This is a genomic window from Microbacterium sp. EB106-03-03-XG65 (assembly GCF_058791955.1).
This window is the reverse complement of record NZ_JBYTEB010000001.1, coordinates 346,813-364,695: the sequence shown is the minus strand read 5'-3', so window position 1 is coordinate 364,695 and position 17,883 is coordinate 346,813. Positions and strand designations below refer to the sequence as shown.

Genomic DNA, 17,883 nt, shown 5'->3' with positions numbered 1-17,883 from the left:
TCATCGCTCCCTGGTGGCGCGGTTGGCGGCGAGCGACAGCATCCCGACCAGGATCACGAGGATCATGCCGATCGCGGCCGCGGTGTCGGGGTTCTGCTGCTGGATGCCGAGCTGATAGATCAGCAGCACGGGTGTCGAGGAGGCGCCGTCGGGGCCGCCGCCGTTCGTCAGCAGGTAGGGCTCGGTGAAGAGGTTGGCGCCGGTGATGATCGACAGGATCAGCACGAGCGTGGTGGCACTGCGCACGCCGGGCACCGTGACGTTCCAGAACCGTGAGAAGGCCCCGGCGCCGTCGGTCTCGGCCGACTCGTAGAGCTCTTTCGGCACGTTCTGCAGCGCCGCGAGATACAGCAGGATGTAGAAGCCCAGCTGCTTCCACGTGACGTACAGGGCGATCATCGGCATCGCCAGCCCGCTGTTCACGAGCCACGACGGATCGGGTGCGAGAGGTCCGAGGATGGTGTTGATCAGTCCATTGCCCGAGAACAGCAGCATCCACACGCCGACGAGCGAGACGCTCGCGGTGAGGTACGGCACATAGAACGCCACGCGGTAGGCGGCGACCCAGCGGATGCCGGTGTTGAGCGCCGCGGCCAGCACGAGCGAGAGCACGGCGGTGAGCGGCACGTTGATGACCAGGAAGATCAGCGTGTTGCGGAACGACCCGAGAACACGCGGATCGGTGAGCACCGTGACGAAGTTGTCGAAGCCGACGAACGGACGGTCGACCTCGACGTTCGGGGCGGTGAAGAAGTAGTCGTGGAAGGCGATGTAGACCGCGAACCCCAGCGGGAACGCGAAGATCGCCAGCACGAACACGAGGTAGGGCAGCGCGAACAGGCCGCCGATCGGCTGCGCACCCAGCAGGCGTGTGCGCAGCCGGCCCCTCTGTGGCCGCGGGGGCGGGGTGGCCGGGGCTGCAGTGCCCCCGGCCACGTCCGCGACCGCGTCGTCTCGGAGCGTCACGGCGTCACTCGGCGACGAGGTCGTCGATCTTCGTGCTGGCGGTCTTCAGGAAGTCGTCGATCGACTCCTTGCCGAAGATCACCGAGGCCGAGTACTCGTCGCGGAAGGCCTGCCAGGCCTCGACGGAGTTCGGGATGCTGGGCACGTCAGCCGTCGCCTCGGCCTGCTCGGCGAACGCGACGTAGTTCGGGTTCGCGTCGAAGTAGTCGGCGTAGGTGCCTGTGAGGTCGGTGCGCATCGGCATCTGGCCGGTGGCCTCGAGCAGCTGCCCGTCGCTGTCGACGCTCGTCGAGAACTTCAGGAACTCCCACGCGGTGCCCTGGTTCTCGCACGCGGTGAACATCGAGACGCTCTTCGAGTCGGCGAAGGTCGTCGGGTTCTCGCGGCCATCGCTGGTCGGCACCGGCATGAAGCCGACGTCGACGGTCTCGGCGTACGAGGGGATCGCCCACGGGCCCGCGAGCTGCATGGCGGTCGTGCCGGCCGACATCGCGTCGTCGGTCGATGCCTCGTTCGGCGAGAGCTTCTCGTCGTAGAAGGTCTTCCAGAACTCGGCGACCTCGCGTCCGGCATCCGAGTCGACCGTCGCCTTGCCGTCTTCGACGAGCATGGTGCCGTCGGTCTCGGCGAGGTAGAGGGGGTAGAAGTCGAACCACGGCTGGTAGAACTCGCTGGTCGGCGCCGGCCAGATGGCGCTCTGCACGCCCGAGGCGACGATCGCCCGCGAACCGTCGAGGAACGCGTCGTACGTGTTCATCTGCGGGTCTTCGGGATCGATGCCCGCGGCCTGGAACAGCGCCTTGTTGTACATGACCATGACCGGGTTCGACTTCCACGGCAGCTGGTAGAAGCTGCCGTCGGTCGCGTACGAGTCGACGTCGCCGCCGCGCTCGGTGATGTAGTCGCTGCCGCCCTCCATGGTGCTGAGGTCGACGAGGCCGCCCTGCTTGACCCAGCCCGAGACCGCGGCCGGGGCCACGTTGTAGACGAGGCAGGGCGCGGTGCCGGCGGTGATCGCGGCGGTGATGGCCTCCTCCGATGACGAGCCCGCGGGGATCTCCTGGGCGTTGACCTTCTCATCGGGGTGCTCGGCGTTCCAGGCGTCGACGACGGCGGTGCCCCAGGCGACCTCCTGCTCGTTGTTCGACAGCCAGATGTCGATGGGCCCGGTGCCGTCAGCCGAGGCGTCGCCGCCCCCGCCTCCTGACGAGCATCCGGTGGCGACGAGCGCGACGGCTCCCAAGAGCGCTGCTGCGCGGATCTGCTTCTTCATGTTGTCCTCCTTGACGCGATGGTTCGGGTGATCGTCTAGCGGGTGGTGCTCTCCGTGGATTCCGTGCTCTCCCGGAAGTGCACGACGTTGCAGTCCACGACCTCGGTGCGCGGCTCGCCGCCGAGGATGTCGGCCTGCAGCAGGCGGGCTGCCGCGCGTCCACGCGCGGCAGGTCCCGACGAGACGCTCGTGAGCGCAGGGGAGAGGTGGGCGGAGAGGTGGTCGTCGTCGAAGCCGGCGATCGCGAGATCTCGCGGGATGCGGAGGCCGCTCGAGCGTGAATACGACAGGCCCGCGATCGCCATCGTGTCGTTGGAGTAGAGGATCGCGGTGGGGCGCTCGGGCAGGGCGAGCAGTTCGGCGGTGCGCTCGCGACCGCTCGACGCGGTGAAGTCGCCCTCCCGCAGCAGCGCATCGCCGCCCACGGCGTCGGTGTAGGCATCCGCCCGCACGCGCGAGTGCACGTAGTCGAGCGGACCCGAGACGTGCGCGATGCGCTCATGTCCGTCGGCGCGCAGGTGGGCGATGATCTCGCGCACGGGTGCGGCGTCGTCGGTGCGCACGCACGAGAACCTGGTGGGCTGCTCGTAGGCGCCGACGAGCACCGCGGGGAGTTCGAGCTCCTCGAGCAGGGGCACGCGCCAGTCGTCGGTGCGCAGGTCGAGCAGCAGAGCTCCGTCGGCGCGGCCGTGGCTGAGGGCGCGGTATGCCCGCTCCTCGGCGGCGCGGTCGGGCACGACGTGCAGGATGAGCCCGGTCTCGGTCTCGGCGAGCACCGACTCGACGCCGGCGATGAAGGCGGGGAAGAACGAGTCGTTCGCGATGACCTCGGGGTCGCGGGCGAGCACGACGGCGACGGCGTTGGCCTTCTGCGTGGCCAGCGCCCTGGCGCTCTGGCTCGGCACCCAATGCAGCTTCTCCGCCGCGGCCAGGACCTTGCTCCTCGTGTCGTCGGAGATGGGGCGCTTGCCGCTCATCGCGTGCGAGACCGTGGCCTTGGTGACGCCGGCCTCGCGGGCGACGTCGGCGATCGTCGTGCGGCTCATGCCACCTCCTCGTGGAATGTCGGTCGAGTCCCGGCATCCACGCGCGGGATTTAACCGGTTTGACGAATGCGGGTGTGGCGAGTGTAAACCGGTTTGACGGCATCCGTCAACGGCCCCCCTGGGCTTTCGAATCGCGCACTGTGCAGAAAACAGGCCCCGCCGGTTGCCAAGTGCGCGATTCGAAACGGGGGGTGGGGGGGTGCCCGCCTACCCCTCGGCCCAGTCGAGCACGCGCGTGCCGATCAGCGTGAGCCACCGAGACGGTTCGCCCTCGGGGACATCGACGGCGAACCACGTCCGTCCGAGGAGCGGCGCGCCCTGCAGCCAGGTCCCGTCGTCGTGTCGAGCACGGCGCACCACATCGAGCGCTGCGCCGATCCGCGGGTCCGGCGGGGTGCCGTCGGTCAGAGACGCATCGCGGAAGTAGTCCAGCGCGGTCAGGGCGCTGTACCGATAGCGGCTGGGGTAGACGAAGTGCGTCACGAAATCGCCCACGATCTCGCCCGTCGACTCGCGGAACATCAGCTGCCGCCGCAGCAGATACTCCTCGCCCGCGAGCCGCGTCGGCCGCAGCGAGGTGTCGCCGGTCGCCTGCTCGTACGACAGCATCCCGCGCAGGGCATTGAGCGTCGAGTGGAACGACGACCGCACCGAGTCGCCCTCCTCGGCCTCGCAGTTCCACCCGCCGTCATCGAGCCGGTGTTCGGGGAACCAGCCCACGAGCCTCGAGACGTCGGCACCGAGCCACACGCCGTTCGCGAGGGTGAAGGCGTTGATGCACACGTCGACCTCGCCGCCCCAGAAGGGCATGTCGTCGTACTCCCACCGGCAGTTGCGGGCCAGACGCTCGGCAGTGTCGCCGAGCGCGGCGGCGTCGACGCCCCACTCCCGCAGCTGATTCAGCGACCAACTCGTCGCCGTCCACGGCTGCCCCGGCTGCTCGGTCTCTGCAGAGCCGAAGAAGTCACGGGGAAAGTGCGCGCCTCCCGCCCAGCGGCCATCCGCATCCTGTGCGGCGAGGAGTGCGGCCCCGAACCCCTCCGTCGCGACCCGGGCGCGCGTCGACCGCCACACGTCGTCCGGGGCGCCGAGCAGGTCGCGTTCGACCTGCCAGCGCACGGCCGGATCCGCATCGAGCAACCAGTCCCGCGTCTGCGTCGACAGAGTCATGCCCGGCACGCTACTCCGCCCAGGCGGTCGCGGCCAGGGGTGACTCGATGAAGCGGGTGTTCAGACGAAGGTGACGGTCTGCTGCAGTCGGGTGCGCACGTCGAACAGCTCATTGCCGCCGATCGCGCGAGCACCGGGCACGCCCTGGCGCAGCACCATCGCGAGAGCGCTGCGGCGCACCACGACCACCGGCACGCCGCGGCTGCTGCCGAGCGGGGTCACCGCCTGCGACAGGTCGTCGTCGGGCAGCACCATGATGACGCCGCCGAACTTCACGCGCGCGGCCTTGGCGATCGACCGCATGCGAGAGAGCGCCGCCGTGACGGGCGCTCTCGTGCCGAGGCTGGGACCGGTGATCTCGCCGCGGCGGAATCCGACGACGCCGCCGAAGTCCTCCGACATCACGGCATACAGACCCGATGGGCTCAGCACCACATGGTCGAGCTTGTCGTCGGCATCCGAGCCGGTGGCCACGTCGTGCCACACCGTGAAGCCCATGCCCAGCGCGCTGACCGTGCGTGCCGTCGCCTCCTCGGCGAGGGCGTCGGCGAGCAGGCGCCGGAGGTCGCGCGGTGCCGAGCGCACCAGTGCGGGGTCGTATGGATCCGGCACCTCGACACCCCGGCCGGCCCATTCGCGGATCAGCACCAGGTAGCGCTCCCGCCGCCAGCCGCCGGGGTGCCCGTACGAGCGCGCCCGCGGGCGGGTGTCGGTCTTCTTCGCGGTCTGCGGGCGCCATCCGCTCGATTCCGAATCGGTCTGGATGCCGAAGTCCACACCGCTGCGTCGATCGTAGGCGGCTCGGTCGTCTGCAGTGCCGACGAGCTCCCACGCACGCTGCACCTGGATGAAGACCGCGGCGTCGCCCCCCGTGTCGGGGTGGGTCTCGCGCAGCCGGAGCCGGTAGGCGCGGCGCAGCTCGGCGTCGTCGACCGACGGGTCCACGCCGAGGATCTCGTAAGCGGAAGCCGAGAGCGGGCTGTCGAACATCGCTCTCCTTCCGAGATCGCGGCATCCAGAATATCCGGATGCTGTTGTGGATCAGCCGTGGCGGTCGGGATCAGGCAGGCACGTCGACGATGCGCTCGCCGCCGATCACCGGCACGACGGCTCCGGCGGATGCCGCCGCGATGTCATCCGCGAGGCGGTCGAGCTGCTCGGCCGGAACCCATGCCTCGAGCGTCGCCAGCGCTCCGTATCGAGGTTCGCCGAGTGTCGCGCCGTGATGCAGCACCCAGTCGCGCAGCAGGTTGTCGAAGCGACCCGCATCCGCGTGGGCGACGTCGATCGTGACCTGCGTGAGCGACCGTCGACGCACGAGCGTCGCCAGATCGAGCGCCTCCGAGACCGCGGTGGAGTACGCACGCACCAATCCGCCGGCACCGAGCTTCACCCCGCCGAAATAGCGGGTCACGACCGCCACGAGATCTGTCAGCTCACGCCGCCGAAACACCTCGAGCATCGGCACACCGGCCGTGCCCGAGGGCTCGCCGTCGTCGGACGACCGTGCCTGGTCGCCGAGCAACCCGGTGACCATCGCGGTGCAGTTGTGCCTGGCATCCCACCACTGCTTGCGGATGCGCGAGATCGCGGCATCCGCGTCGTCGACCGAGGCGACCGGCTCGACCGTCGCGATGAACCGAGACTTCTTGATGACGATCTCGTGCTGCACCGGGGCGGCGATCGTGGCCGGGTAGCTGCGGGCGGAGGTCATCCGCCTCAGACTACCCAGCCACGATGCGCACTCAACGGTCGACGAACGACATCTGCTGCGCGTTGTACCTGTCGCCCTGCACACCGACACGGGCGGCGAGCTGGTCGAGATCGGAGACCTCGTCGGCCGACAACGGCACTGCCGTGGACCCGGCGTTCTCTGCGATCCGCGCGGTGCGTCGCGTGCCCGGGATGGGCACGATCCACGGCTCCCGGGCGAGCAGCCAGGCGAGCGCGATCTGTCCCGGTGATGCGTCCTTCGCTGCCGCGAGAGCTGCGACATGCTCGACCAGAGCCTGATTCGCGGCTCGGTTCTCCTCGCTGAAGCGGGGGATCGTGCCGCGGATGTCTCCGTCGGCGAACGCGGTCTTCTGATCGACCGTTCCGGTGAGGAATCCCTTGCCGAGGGGGCTGAACGGCACGAAGCCGATGCCGAGCTCGGCGAGCACCGGCAGCACCTCGGTCTCGGGGTCGCGTGTCCACAGCGAGTACTCGCTCTGCAGGGCGGTGACCGGGTGCACGGCGTGAGCCCGGCGGATCGTGGCGGCGGATGCCTCGGAGAGGCCGAGATGCCGCACCTTGCCCTCGGCGATCAGCTCGGCGACCGTGCCGGCGACGTCTTCGATCGGCACCTCGGGGTCGACGCGATGCTGGTAGAACAGGTCGATCACGTCGGTCCGCAGCCGCCGCAGCGACTCCTCCGCGACACGGCGGATCTGCTCGGGACGACTGTCGAGGCCGACGCTCTTGCCGTCTTCGATGCGCCAGCCGAACTTGGTGGCGATCACGACCTGGTCGCGGATGGGCTCGAGCGCCTCGCCGACGAGCTCTTCATTGACGTAGGGGCCGTAGACCTCGGCGGTGTCGAAGAACGTCACGCCGAGATCGAGTGCCGAGCGCAGCACGGCGATCATCTCGTCGCGGGTGCCGGGGTTCGGGCCGTAGCTCTGCGACATCCCCATGCATCCGAGACCGATCGCCGAGACCTCGAGGCCCTGGCCGAGTGTGCGAGTGTGCATGTCGTGTCCTTTCGTTGCGCCCGACGCTACGCCGGTCGCAGGCTCCGTGGGAGGGCCTGTCAGAGCCTCCCTGGACCACTCACCCGCTCACTCTGCCGAGTCGTCACGCAGATAGGCGATGTGCGCGGCGTGACGCGTCAGGTGGTTCTGCGACCTGCGCACGAACAGCCAGGCCACGAGCAGCAGCACGAACCAGATCGGGGTCACCAGCAGCGCCGTCAGGGTGTCGGGCTGCGTCGTCAGCGCCCAGAGGATGAACACGAAGAACGCGAGCACGACGTAGACCATGACGATGCCGCCGGGCATGCGGAACCTCGACGCCGCGACCTTCTCGGGCCGGCGGCGCCGGTAGACGAGGTAGCTGCACAGGAAGATCGTCCACACGAACATGAAGCACACGGCCGAGACGGTGGTGACCATGTCGAAGGCGGTGCCGATGTCTTTGCCGGCATAGAGCAGCACGACGCCGGACAGCAGCAGGATGCACGAGAGGAACAGGGCGTTCTGCGGCACGCGCCGCTTCGACAGGCGGCCGAACAGTCGGGGCGCATCGCCGTCCTGCGCGAGACCGAACACCATGCGCGAGGTCGAGTAGATGCCCGAGTTGGCGCTCGACATGGCCGAGGTCAGCACCACGAGGTTGACGACCGTGGCCGCGATGCCCAGGCCCGCGAGGGCGAACATCGCGATGAACGGGCTCTCGCCCGCGACGTACTCGGTCCACGGCGTGACCGCCATGAGGATCACCAGCGCGCCCACATAGAAAAGCAGGATGCGGATCGGGATCGCGTTGATCGCCTTCGGCAGGTTCTTCTCGGGGTCCTTTGTCTCGGCTGCGGCGGTGCCGACGAGCTCGACGCCGACGAAGGCGAACACGGCGATCTGGAATCCGGCGACGAAGCCCATGAACCCGTGCGGGAACATCCCGCCGTGATCCCAGAGGTTGCTGAAGCTGGCGGTGCCCGCATCGTGCTGGAAGCCCGTGAAGATCATCACGAGTCCCGTGACGATGAGCGCCACGATCGCGATGATCTTGATGAGCGCGAACCAGAACTCCATCTCGCCGAAGGCCGCGACGGTCGGCAGGTTCAGCGCGAGCAGGATGACGATGACGAGCACGCCGGGGATCCACAACGGGATGCCGGGGAAGAGCGTGTCCGTGTATCCGGCGATCGCGATCACATCGGCGACCCCGGTGACGACCCAGCAGAACCAGTACGTCCAGCCGGTGAAGAACCCGGCCCAGGGACCGAGCAGATCGCTCGCGAAGTCGCTGAACGACTTGTACTTGAGGTTCGACAGCAGCAGCTCGCCCATCGCCCGCATGACGAAGAACAGCATGAAACCGATGATCATGTACACGAAGATCACCGAGGGCCCGGCGACGGAGATCGTCTTGCCGCTGCCCATGAACAGGCCGGTGCCGATGGCCCCGCCGATCGCGAGCAGCTGGATGTGGCGGTTGCTCAGCGCCCGCTTGAGGTGCTGCTCATCTCCGGCCGCGGTGCCGTCAGCGCCGACGGCCCCCTTCGTGTTCTGTGACGTCATCGATCGAACCTCCGGTGTTCCGTGCCGCGACCCGCTGCGGCATCCTTCCGACCGTACTTGTCACCGGGGCCTATCGAGGAACCGAATCGATTCGATATCCTGGAACCCTCCCCGATCCTCCAGCTTTTGCGAGTCGCTTCCCCATGGCCACCCCACTCACCACGGGCCGCCCGTGGCGTGTCATCCTGTCGTTCTCCATCCCCCTGCTGCTCGGCAACGTCGTGCAGCAGATGTACCACTTCGCCGACGCCGTCGTCGTCGGTCGCCATCTCGGCGTGCAGTCGCTCGCCGCGGTCGGCGCGACCGGCAGCCTGCTCTTCCTCCTGATCGGCTTCGCGTGGGGCCTCACGAGCGGCTTCGCGATCCCGATCGCGCAGGCGTTCGGAGCCGGCGATGCCGCGGGAGTGCGCCGCTCGGTCGCGACGGGCGTGATCCTGACGGGCGTCACGAGCGTCGTGCTGACGATCGTCGCGCCGCTCATCGCGCGTCCCATGCTCGAACTGCTCCAGACGCCCGCCGAGCTCATGCCCGAGGCGACGGTCTTCACGCAGATCAGCTTCATCGGCGCGAGCGCGACGATGTTCTTCAACTACCTCTCGGCGATCATCCGCGCGATCGGCGACTCGCGCACCCCGCTGATCTTCCTCACGGTGTCGTGCGTGCTGAACGTCGGCCTCGTGATCCTGATGGTCGGCCCGCTCGCCTGGGGCGTCGGCGGAGCCGCGCTCGCGACGATCGTGGCCCAGGCGGTGTCCGTCATCCTGTGCCTCGAGTTCGTGCGTCGTCGACTGCCGATCCTGCATCTGCGCCGCGTCGACTGGCAGGTCACGCGCGACGACTTCCGTGAGCACCTGCGCCTCGGCCTGCCGATGGGTTTCCAGGCCTCGATCATCGCGATCGGAACGCTCGCGGTGCAGGTGGCGCTCAACACGCTCGGCTCAGATGCCGTCGCCGCCTACACGACCGCGTCTCGTGTCGACGGACTCGCCGTGGCCTTCCTCTCGTCGCTCGGCCTCGCATCCTCGATGTACGCGGCCCAGAACCTCGGCGGACGCCGCCCCGACCGCATCCGTCGCGGTGTGATCGAGGGCACCTGGATGGCGGTGATCACCGGTGCTCTGCTCGGCGTCATCATCATCGCGTTCGGCGCGCCCATGGTGCGCCTGTTCATCGGCGAGGGGTCGGACGAGGTGGTCGAACTCGCGCACCTCATGCTCATCATCAACGGCTGCGGCTACTGGGTTCTCGGCATCCTCTTCGTGCTGCGCGGCGCGCTGCAGGGGCTGGGCCACACGCTGGTGCCGACTGTGACGGGTGTGATCGAGCTCGTGATGCGCGTCGGCGCGGCCGTCGTGCTCGGCGGTCTTATCGGCTTCGCGGGCGTCGCCCTCAGCAACCCGCTCGCCTGGGTGGGCGCGATCGTGTTGCTGGTGCCGGCGTACATCCGCGCGCACCGCGCCCTCGCGACCATGCCTGTCGAGCCCCTGCAGACGACCGAGACCTCGGCCATCGCGATCGTCGGACCGACGGACGGATCCATGGTCGTCGACGCCGTGATCACGCAGTCGGTGCCCGTGGTCCGCGGCTCGCGGTTCGCGTGGTTGAAGCGCCGCTGAACGACGCGTCACGGTTGGAGAACATCATCCTGCAGATGGATGCCGGGTCACCCGATACTTCGTAATCTTGGTAGTGCGGAGATACCGCTGACGGGGGGTCGTCATGACGTCATCGAGGATGGCACACGAGTTGGCAGCGTTCCTGGTTCCGCTGGGATTCTTCGGAGCAGCGGTGGCCGTGCTGTGCGCGATCGTCGCCGGCATCGCGATCGCTCGCGGAGCCGGTGGTCTCGCAGGCGGAGCGGTGGGTCTGTGGATCGCCGCGGCGCTGCTGAGTCTCACGGCATCGTTCGCTCAGCAGTGGACTCCGCTCATCGTGGCGGGAGCCGCCCTCGTCGGCATGCTCGTGATCGGCGGGGTGCTGCGCGGAATCACCGGCTCGGCCGAATCGCGGGCATCGGCGCGTTCCGTCGCCGCGCCGATCGAGGCCCCGGCCGTCTCGGCACCGGCGTCCGCGCCGTCGTCGGCACCGGTGGCGACCGTCACCCCGCGGGCCGTGACGTCGACCAGCACGGGCAGCCTGCCCGCGCTCGCGAGCTGACGCCGGGTCAGCGGTAGTCGCGGTCGCGATGCTGGCGGGCGTCGTCTCCCGCAGCCACGCGCTCGACCTCCCGCGCCCGCAGTTCCACGCGGCGGATCTTGCCCGAGATGGTCTTGGGCAGCTCGGGCACGAACTCGATGATCCGCACCCACAGATGCGACGACAGCCGGTCGTGGGCGTACGCGAAGATCGACCGGGCAGCATCGGCCTCGGCATCCGTCGCATCCGCGCGCAGGCACACATACGCCTTGGGCACGGCCAGACGTGTCGGATCGGGGCTCGGGATCACCGCCGCCTCGATCACGAGGTCATGCTCGAGCAGCACGGATTCGAGCTCGAACGGCGAGATCTTGTAGTCCGAGGCCTTGAACACGTCGTCCGCCCGGCCGATGTAGGTCAGGTAGCCCTCGTGGTCGCGCACCGCGATGTCTCCGGTGTGGTGGTAGCCGCCCTCGCGTGACTCCGCGGTCTTGTCGGGGTCGCCGAAATAGCCGGCCATCAGTCCCGCCGGCGCCTGCGACAGGTCGAGCGCGATCTCGCCCTCGGCGTCCGTGACGGCGCCCGTCGCGGGGTCGAGCAGCACCACCGGATACCCGGGCAGCGGGCGACCCATCGAACCGACCTTCACCGGCTGCCCCGGCGAATTGCCGATGCAGGCCGTCATCTCGGTCTGCCCGAAGCCGTCGCGGATCGTGCCGCCCCAGGCGTCGCGCACACGATCGATGACCTCGGGGTTCAGCGGCTCGCCCGCACCCACGAGCTCGCGCGGCGGGTGCGTGAGGCGGGCGAGATCGGCCTGGATCAGCATCCGCCACACGGTCGGGGGCGCGCAGAAGCTCGAGACCTGATGCGCGTCCATGACCTGCATGAGGGTGTTCGGATCGAAGCGCTCGTAGTCGTACACGAACACCGTCGCCTCAGCGAGGAACGGCGAGTAGAAGCTCGACCAGGCGTGCTTCGCCCACCCGGGAGACGAGATGTTGAGGTGCACGTCGTCGGGACGAACGCCCAGCCACCACATGGTCGACAGGTGCCCGATCGGGTACGAGACGTGCGTGTGCTGCACGAGCTTGGGCCGGCTCGTCGTGCCGCTCGTGAAGTACAGCAGCGCCGTGTCGCCGGCGGGAGTCGGGGCATCCGGCTCGAAGACGGCCGGAGCGCTCGACGAATCGGCGAGACGAGCCCACTCCGACGGGATGCCCTCGCCGACGCCGATCCGCAGCACCTCGGCGTCGATGTCGGCCACGCGCTCGGCGAGAGAGCCGGTCGTCACGATGGCCCTGGCCCTGCCGTACTCGACGCGGTAGGCGAGGTCGGATGCCGAGAGCAGCGTCGAGGTGGGGATCGACACCGCGCCGATCTTGGTGATCGCCAGCATCACCTCCCACAGCTCGATCGTGTTGCCCAGCATCACGATCACGTGATCGCCGCGGCGGATGCCGATCGAGGTGAGCCATGCGGCGACCTGATCCGACCTCGACGAGAGCTCGCCGTAGCTCCAGGTGCGCAGGCTCAGGTCGGAGGCGACGATCTGCACCGCCGGGCGCTCGGGGTTCTCGGCGGCGATCACGTCGAACCACTCGAGCGCGAAGTTGAACGCGTCAGGCGTGGGCCACGAGAAGCCCGCACGGGCGGCGTCGTAGTCGGTGGCGTTCGCGAACAGGAAGTCGCGCATCTCGCGGATCGCGGTGGTGGCTGCGGTGGCGCTGCGGCTCATTCGGGGCTCCCTTGCTCGACGGACGTGATCCATCCTCGCACCGGCCGCCCGCGGCAGGCCCTACGGCAGGCGGATCGTGCCCGTCGCGATGCTCTCGGTCGGCATCCGGTCGCGGTTGTAGGTGATCTCGCTGTAGCCGTGCGGGGTGGGGACGCCGTCTTCGTCGAGGCTCACGAACACGATCTTCTCGATCGTGAGGATGCTCTTGCGGGTGATCATGTTGCGCGCGACCGCCCGCATCGTGAGCGACGTGCGCCCGAAATGGGTGGCCTGCAGGCCGATCTCGATCAGGTCGCCCTGCACGGCCGAGGCCTCGAAGTTGATCTCCGAGATGTGCTTCGTCACCGCGCGGTAGTTGCCCAGCTGCACGATCGCGTAGATCGCGGCCTCCTCGTCGATCCACTTGAGCAGGCTGCCGCCGAACAGCGACCCGTTCGCGTTCAGGTCTTCGGGGCGCACCCACTTGCGGGTGCGGAAGTTGATGCTGTCTTCGGACCACTGCGATTCGGGTGTCTTCTGCTTCGCCATGCTTCGAGGGTAGGAGCGTCGTGAGTCGACGGTGTTACGGATGCACATCCGTGCAGGCGACCTGTCATCTGCCGTGGGCTGATCCGCCCTGGGCGGATCCGCTCCCGCGGGGCCGGCGGGCGGCGGATGCTGGGGCCATGAGCGAAGACAACCCCATCCCGCAGTTCGGTCCCGAGGCCAGAAGAGCCCTGTTCCACGAGCGCGTGCTCGTGCTCGACGGCGCCCTCGACGATGACAACGGCACGCTGCTCATGACGCAGCTGCTCACCCTGTCGGCGGAGGACCCCACGGCCGACATCGCCCTGTGGATCCACTCGCCAGGCGGTTCGGTTCCGTCGATGCTCGCGATCCGCGACCTCATGACCCTCGTGCCCAACGACGTGTCGACCCTCGCGCTCGGCCTCGCCTGCAGCGCCGGACAATTCCTGCTCTCGGCGGGAGCCCGCGGCAAGCGGCGCGCACTGCCGCACGCGCGCATCCTCATGCACCAGGGCTCGGCCGGGATCGGCGGCTCGGCGGTCGAGATCGAGACCCAGGCCGATGATCTGCGGCACATGCGCGACACCGTGCTGGGGATCATCGCCGCCGACACCGGGCAGCCCATCACGCGGATCTTCGAGGATTCGCTGCACGACCGCTGGTACACCGCGGCCCAGGCGAAGGAGTTCGGGTTCATCGACGAGATCGTCGACTCCCTCGCAGGTCTGATGCCCCGGCGTCGCGCCCGGGTCGGGCTGGGGGCGAGCGCATGAGCGGCTACACGATCCCGAACGTGATCGCGCAGCATCCGCGCGGCGACCGCGTGATGGACGTCTACTCGCATCTGCTCGCCGAGAGGGTGATCTATCTCGGCACGGCGATCGATGCGGGGGTTGCCAACGCGCTCATCGCCCAGCTGCTGCATCTGGATGCCGACAGCCAGGATGCGGGCGTGCAGTTCTACATCAACAGCGAGGGCGGCGATCCCGGTGCGGCGCTCGCGATCTACGACACGATGCAGCACATCCGCCCGGCCGTCGCGACGACCTGCGTCGGACAGGCGATCGGTCCTGCGGCGCTGCTGGTCGCGGCGGGGGCGACGGGACAGAGAGCGGCCCTCGCGCACGCGCGAATCGTGCTGCATCAGCCGGTCGGACAGTCACGGGGGGCGATCCCCGATCTCATCCTCGCGGCCGACGAGGTCGTGCGCGTCCGTGCCGACATGGAGGCGATCCTCGCCCGCCACAGTGGCCGTTCGCTGAGTGAGCTGCGCGCCGACACCGACAGGGACCGCGTCTTCACGGCATCCGGCGCGCTCGACTACGGACTGATCGACACCGTGCTGGGGGAGCGGGCCGCCTGAGCCGCTCAGGCGGCGAGAGCGAAGGCCCCGCGCGTGACCGACACCGCAGCGGATGCCGGAGCCGCCGTCGTCTGACGCAGCTCGTCGGCCACCGCGCTCGTCAGCTCGATCAGCGAGGTGTCGAGCGCCCCCGCGATGGCTGCGATCATCTCGCTCGAGGGCTCTTTGAGTCCGCGCTCCACCTCGGAGAGGTACTGGGGCGAGACGCCCGCGTGGGCCGCCGTGTCGGTGAGCGTCTCGTCGCGGTCGTGCCGGCGGCGGCGCAGCTGGTCGCCCAGCAGATGACGCCACAGCGGCTCGGGGTCGCTGGGGCGAGGGCGGGCGGGGCGAGGGGTGCGGGGAAACGGGACGAGGTCGGCCATGCCTCACGATAATCCGCGCTCACGCGGGTGTTCGAGCCCTTCTGCTCAGAGCAGAACGCACCTCGACCCGGCGGCAGCGGGAGGCGACGTCGTACGATCCCAGGGTGACCGCCTACTTCGAACGCCTCTCTGACAGAGCCTTTCGCGCGACGGATGCGGTGCAGGGAGCCTGGAACACCTCGGAGCAGCACATCGCACCGACCATCGGGCTGCTGGCGCATCTCGTCGAGACGCACCGCGATGCGCGGCGCGACGATGCGCTGACCCTGGCTCGGGTCTCGTACGACATCCTCGGCGTGCTGCCGATCGACGTGGTCGAGGTCGACATCCGCGTGATCCGTCCGGGGCGGACGATCGAGCTCGTCGAGGCGACTCTGAGCCATGCGGAGCGTCCGGCCGTGATCCTGCGGGCCTGGCTGATGAAGACGGCCGACACGTCATCCATCGCCGGCGGGGCGCTGTCGGTCATGCCTCCGCTGGACTCGCACGCCGAATGGCACGCGGGGGACGTGTGGCCGGGCGCCTTCGTGCGCTCGGGCGACTTCCGTCATCGTCAGGACGAGCCCGGCCGGGCGTCCGCCTGGGTGCGGCCGCACCACCCGCTGCTCGCCGCTGAGCGGGTCAGCTCGACGGCGCGGGCACTGGGCGTCGTCGACCTCGCGAACGGCATGAGTCCCCGGGTGCCCGTCGGAGACGCCTTCTTCCCCAACGTCGACCTCACGGCGCACCTGTTCCGCGAACCCGATGAGGGGTGGATCGGTCTCGACACCACCGTGACCTTCGGCGCGCACGGAGTGGGTGTGACGCATTCCGTGCTGAACGACGCCTCGGGTCCCTTCGGCACCTCGGTGCAGAGTCTGACCGTGCGGCCGGGGGTCGGCGCGCGCTGAGGCCCCGGGGCGACCCCGGGCTAGAGCGCGGCGGCGATCCCGGGGTTCAGTTTGGTCAGGATCGCGCCGAGCTGCACCCGTTCGTCGTCGGTGAGCGCATCGAGGATCAGCTCGCGGATCTGCGCCACATGCACGGGGGCTGCTTCTCGCAGCAGTTCGCGACCGGCATCCGTGAGCGCCGCGGTCAGCGTGCGCTTGTCGCTGCTGCACGACGTGCGCGTGACCCACCCTCGCTGCTCGAGCGAGTCGATCGCGTGGCTGAGGCGTGAGCGGCTGAGTCCCGCGATCTGGGCGAGTTCGGTCATCGGGATCGCCCGATCGCCCTGCCCCGCGAGGGTCACGAGGATCGCATAGTGCGCGTGCTTGAGGCCGGTCTGAGCCTTGAGGGTGCGATCGAGCACCTGGGGCAGCAGCTGCACGAAGCGGATCGTCGGCAGCCACGTCGACATCTCCGCGTCGTCGAGGCGCCGCTCGCTGATCACGGGAGTGCTCATCACGCGGCCGAGAGGTCGGGCGCAGAGAGGTCGAGAGTGTGCGAAGTGTGGTCGCGCTTGGCCTCGAGGTAGCGGTGGTTCGCGTCGGAGAGGTGCACTCCGGTGCGCACGTGCTCGGCGACGCGGATGCCGAGGGCGTCGAGCTGAGCGGCCTTGTCGGGGTTGTTGCTCAGCAGGCGGATGCTGTCGACGCCCACGGCCCGCAGCATCTGCGCCGCCACCGTGTAGTCGCGTTCGTCTTCGCCGCGGCCCAGCGCCACGTTCGCCTCGTACGTGTCGAGGCCCGCATCCTGCAGCGCGTAGGCGTCGAGCTTGGCGTACAGGCCGATGCCGCGGCCCTCCTGGCGCAGATAGAGCAGGAACCCGCCCTGCTCGGCGATGCGCTCGACGGCTTCGCGCAGCTGCGGACCGCAGTCGCAGCGCTCGGAGCCGAACACGTCGCCCGTGAGGCATTCGCTGTGCGGGCGCACCAGCGGAGCCTCGCCGCCCTCGGCCGCACGCTCGAGCGCGCCCTTCCAGTCGCCGAGACCGAGCAGCAGGTGCTCGCGTGCGTCGACCAGACCGTCGAAGGTCACCACGTCGGCCGTGGTCGAGAACCCGTCGGCGAAGCGCAGGGGAACGCGAACCCGAGTCCGCTCCGTCGCGACAGGAACGACGGTTGAAGTTTCAATCATGTCGAGTGAAACGCGACGTCGTCACCGATATTCCCGGTCGGCTGTTTCTCGGGCGGGCGGCGACGGACGAGCTTGAGCTCGCTGGCCAGGATGCCGAGCACGACGAGCCCGCCGCCGATCAGTGCCAGCAGCGGCAGGCGTTCACCCGCGATGCGACCGACGACGCCGGCCCAGACCGGCTCTCCGGCATAGATGATCGTCGCGCGAGTGGGTGACACCGACTTCTGCGCCCAGTTCATCGTGAGCTGGATCAGGCAGCTCGCGGCGCCGAGGCCGACCGCGCAGCCGACCCAGATCCACGAGAACTCCGGCACCGCCTCGCCCGCGACGGGCATCGTGAGCAGGCCGAGCGCACCGGCGGTGAGCAGCTGGATGATCGTGATCCGGCCGAGGTCGATCCTGCCGGCGAACACGCTGATGAGGATGATCTCGGCGGCGATCGGCAGTGTGCTGATCAGGGTCGCGATCTCGCCGACCCCGAGCGAGAGGGTGAAGGCGACAGGGCCGGCGATCAGCATCAGGCCGATGAACGCGAGACCCGCGCCCACGAACGCCATCGCCGGCGGCCGCTTGCGGAACACCGCCCACTGGGCGAGCGGTACGAGGGGCACGTACATGGCCGTGATGAACGCCGACGTGCTCGAGTCGATCGTCTGCAGTCCCACCGTCTGCAGACCGTAGCCGAGGTAGATCATGACGCCGATCGCGACCCCCGCGCCGATGTCGCGCCACCGGATGCCGCGCAGCGCCCGGTGGAAGATCGCGACGCTGATGAGCCCCGCCACGAGGAACCGGATGCCCACGAAGAACCACGGTCCGGAGTGCTGCATCGCCCAGTGCACGAGCAGGAAGGTGCTGCCCCAGACAGCTGTTATGGCGAGGAGCGCGACCTCTTGCGGGCGGAGGCGCATCCAGCGGAATCGAGTGGGCACGTGCGGTCCCTTTCTCGACGAAGCCGGGAACGAGCCTAGTACTCGGTACCCT

Annotated in this window: 19 protein-coding genes; 5 read left to right on the top strand and 14 right to left on the bottom strand. The window is 69.0% G+C overall.

Translation table 11 applies throughout. From position 1 onward, the window contains the following. From AC3WS6_RS01720 to cycA, 8 genes are all read right to left on the bottom strand, one after another. Nucleotides 1–936, bottom strand: coding sequence for a carbohydrate ABC transporter permease (locus AC3WS6_RS01720; protein WP_492501435.1), 936 nt, complete (start codon nt 934–936; stop codon nt 1–3). A 34-nt stretch (nt 937–970) separates the two neighbouring features. Further along, a complete protein-coding gene (locus tag AC3WS6_RS01715; protein WP_492499354.1) occupies nt 971–2,239 on the bottom strand; it encodes an extracellular solute-binding protein in 1,269 nt (422 codons plus the stop codon). A 35-nt stretch (nt 2,240–2,274) separates the two neighbouring features. Then, nucleotides 2,275–3,285 (bottom strand): LacI family DNA-binding transcriptional regulator, encoded by a 1,011-nt coding sequence (locus AC3WS6_RS01710; protein ID WP_492499353.1) that lies wholly within the window; start codon nt 3,283–3,285, stop codon nt 2,275–2,277. Between the two features lie 207 nt (nt 3,286–3,492). Beyond that, nucleotides 3,493–4,455 (bottom strand): squalene cyclase, encoded by a 963-nt coding sequence (locus tag AC3WS6_RS01705; RefSeq protein ID WP_492499352.1) that lies wholly within the window; start codon nt 4,453–4,455, stop codon nt 3,493–3,495. 60 nt (nt 4,456–4,515) lie between these two features. Then, nucleotides 4,516–5,445 carry a J domain-containing protein gene (locus AC3WS6_RS01700; protein ID WP_492499351.1) on the bottom strand — a complete coding sequence of 310 codons (930 nt, stop codon included), beginning with the start codon at nt 5,443–5,445 and terminating at the stop codon, nt 4,516–4,518. A gap of 70 nt (nt 5,446–5,515) precedes the next feature. Continuing rightward, the gene (locus AC3WS6_RS01695; RefSeq protein ID WP_492499350.1) at nt 5,516–6,169 is read right to left on the bottom strand and encodes an IMPACT family protein; all 654 of its coding nucleotides are present in this window, start codon (nt 6,167–6,169) and stop codon (nt 5,516–5,518) included. Nucleotides 6,170–6,200: 31 nt separating this feature from the next. Next, nucleotides 6,201–7,187 carry an aldo/keto reductase gene (locus AC3WS6_RS01690; protein WP_492499349.1) on the bottom strand — a complete coding sequence of 329 codons (987 nt, stop codon included), beginning with the start codon at nt 7,185–7,187 and terminating at the stop codon, nt 6,201–6,203. Between the two features lie 87 nt (nt 7,188–7,274). Next, the gene (cycA, locus tag AC3WS6_RS01685) at nt 7,275–8,735 is read right to left on the bottom strand and encodes a D-serine/D-alanine/glycine transporter (RefSeq protein WP_492499348.1); all 1,461 of its coding nucleotides are present in this window, start codon (nt 8,733–8,735) and stop codon (nt 7,275–7,277) included. A 143-nt stretch (nt 8,736–8,878) separates the two neighbouring features. Here cycA and AC3WS6_RS01680 point away from each other — a divergent pair, with 143 nt between their 5' ends. Both AC3WS6_RS01680 and AC3WS6_RS01675 read left to right on the top strand, forming a co-directional pair. After that, nucleotides 8,879–10,351 (top strand): MATE family efflux transporter, encoded by a 1,473-nt coding sequence (locus tag AC3WS6_RS01680; RefSeq protein ID WP_492499347.1) that lies wholly within the window; start codon nt 8,879–8,881, stop codon nt 10,349–10,351. A 103-nt stretch (nt 10,352–10,454) separates the two neighbouring features. Beyond that, on the top strand, nt 10,455–10,892 hold the full coding sequence (locus tag AC3WS6_RS01675) for a hypothetical protein (protein WP_492499346.1): 438 nt from the start codon (nt 10,455–10,457) through the stop codon (nt 10,890–10,892). Between the two features lie 7 nt (nt 10,893–10,899). Here AC3WS6_RS01675 and AC3WS6_RS01670 read toward each other — a convergent pair whose 3' ends face one another. Together AC3WS6_RS01670 and AC3WS6_RS01665 are read right to left on the bottom strand one after the other, a co-directional pair. Continuing rightward, nucleotides 10,900–12,609 (bottom strand): AMP-binding protein, encoded by a 1,710-nt coding sequence (locus tag AC3WS6_RS01670; protein ID WP_492499345.1) that lies wholly within the window; start codon nt 12,607–12,609, stop codon nt 10,900–10,902. Between the two features lie 60 nt (nt 12,610–12,669). Continuing rightward, entirely contained in the window at nt 12,670–13,137 is a 468-nt protein-coding gene (locus AC3WS6_RS01665; RefSeq protein WP_492499344.1) for an acyl-CoA thioesterase, read from the bottom strand. A 137-nt stretch (nt 13,138–13,274) separates the two neighbouring features. Here AC3WS6_RS01665 and AC3WS6_RS01660 point away from each other — a divergent pair, with 137 nt between their 5' ends. Both AC3WS6_RS01660 and AC3WS6_RS01655 read left to right on the top strand, forming a co-directional pair. Continuing rightward, complete coding sequence (locus tag AC3WS6_RS01660) at nt 13,275–13,889, top strand: ClpP family protease (RefSeq protein ID WP_492499343.1); 615 nt, start codon at nt 13,275–13,277, stop codon at nt 13,887–13,889. After that, a complete protein-coding gene (locus AC3WS6_RS01655; protein WP_492499342.1) occupies nt 13,886–14,479 on the top strand; it encodes a ClpP family protease in 594 nt (197 codons plus the stop codon). Before AC3WS6_RS01660 ends, AC3WS6_RS01655 begins: the two co-directional genes overlap by 4 nt. A gap of 5 nt (nt 14,480–14,484) precedes the next feature. Here the strand turns inward: AC3WS6_RS01655 and AC3WS6_RS01650 are convergent, their stop codons facing one another. After that, nucleotides 14,485–14,841, bottom strand: coding sequence for a helix-turn-helix domain-containing protein (locus AC3WS6_RS01650; RefSeq protein WP_492499341.1), 357 nt, complete (start codon nt 14,839–14,841; stop codon nt 14,485–14,487). Nucleotides 14,842–14,945: 104 nt separating this feature from the next. On the opposite strand from AC3WS6_RS01650, the gene AC3WS6_RS01645 reads away from it, so the two are divergent. Further along, a complete protein-coding gene (locus AC3WS6_RS01645; protein WP_492499340.1) occupies nt 14,946–15,731 on the top strand; it encodes a thioesterase family protein in 786 nt (261 codons plus the stop codon). Nucleotides 15,732–15,751: 20 nt separating this feature from the next. Here the strand turns inward: AC3WS6_RS01645 and AC3WS6_RS01640 are convergent, their stop codons facing one another. The 3 genes from AC3WS6_RS01640 to AC3WS6_RS01630 are packed head-to-tail and all read right to left on the bottom strand — an operon-like array spanning nt 15,752 to nt 17,831. After that, nucleotides 15,752–16,225 (bottom strand): MarR family winged helix-turn-helix transcriptional regulator, encoded by a 474-nt coding sequence (locus AC3WS6_RS01640; RefSeq protein WP_492499339.1) that lies wholly within the window; start codon nt 16,223–16,225, stop codon nt 15,752–15,754. Further along, on the bottom strand, nt 16,225–16,899 hold the full coding sequence (locus AC3WS6_RS01635) for a GTP cyclohydrolase II (protein ID WP_492499338.1): 675 nt from the start codon (nt 16,897–16,899) through the stop codon (nt 16,225–16,227). The genes AC3WS6_RS01640 and AC3WS6_RS01635 overlap by 1 nt, the downstream gene beginning before the upstream one ends. Continuing rightward, entirely contained in the window at nt 16,896–17,831 is a 936-nt protein-coding gene (locus AC3WS6_RS01630) for a DMT family transporter (RefSeq protein WP_492499337.1), read from the bottom strand. The genes AC3WS6_RS01635 and AC3WS6_RS01630 overlap by 4 nt, the downstream gene beginning before the upstream one ends. Between the last annotated feature and the right edge of the window lie 52 nt (nt 17,832–17,883).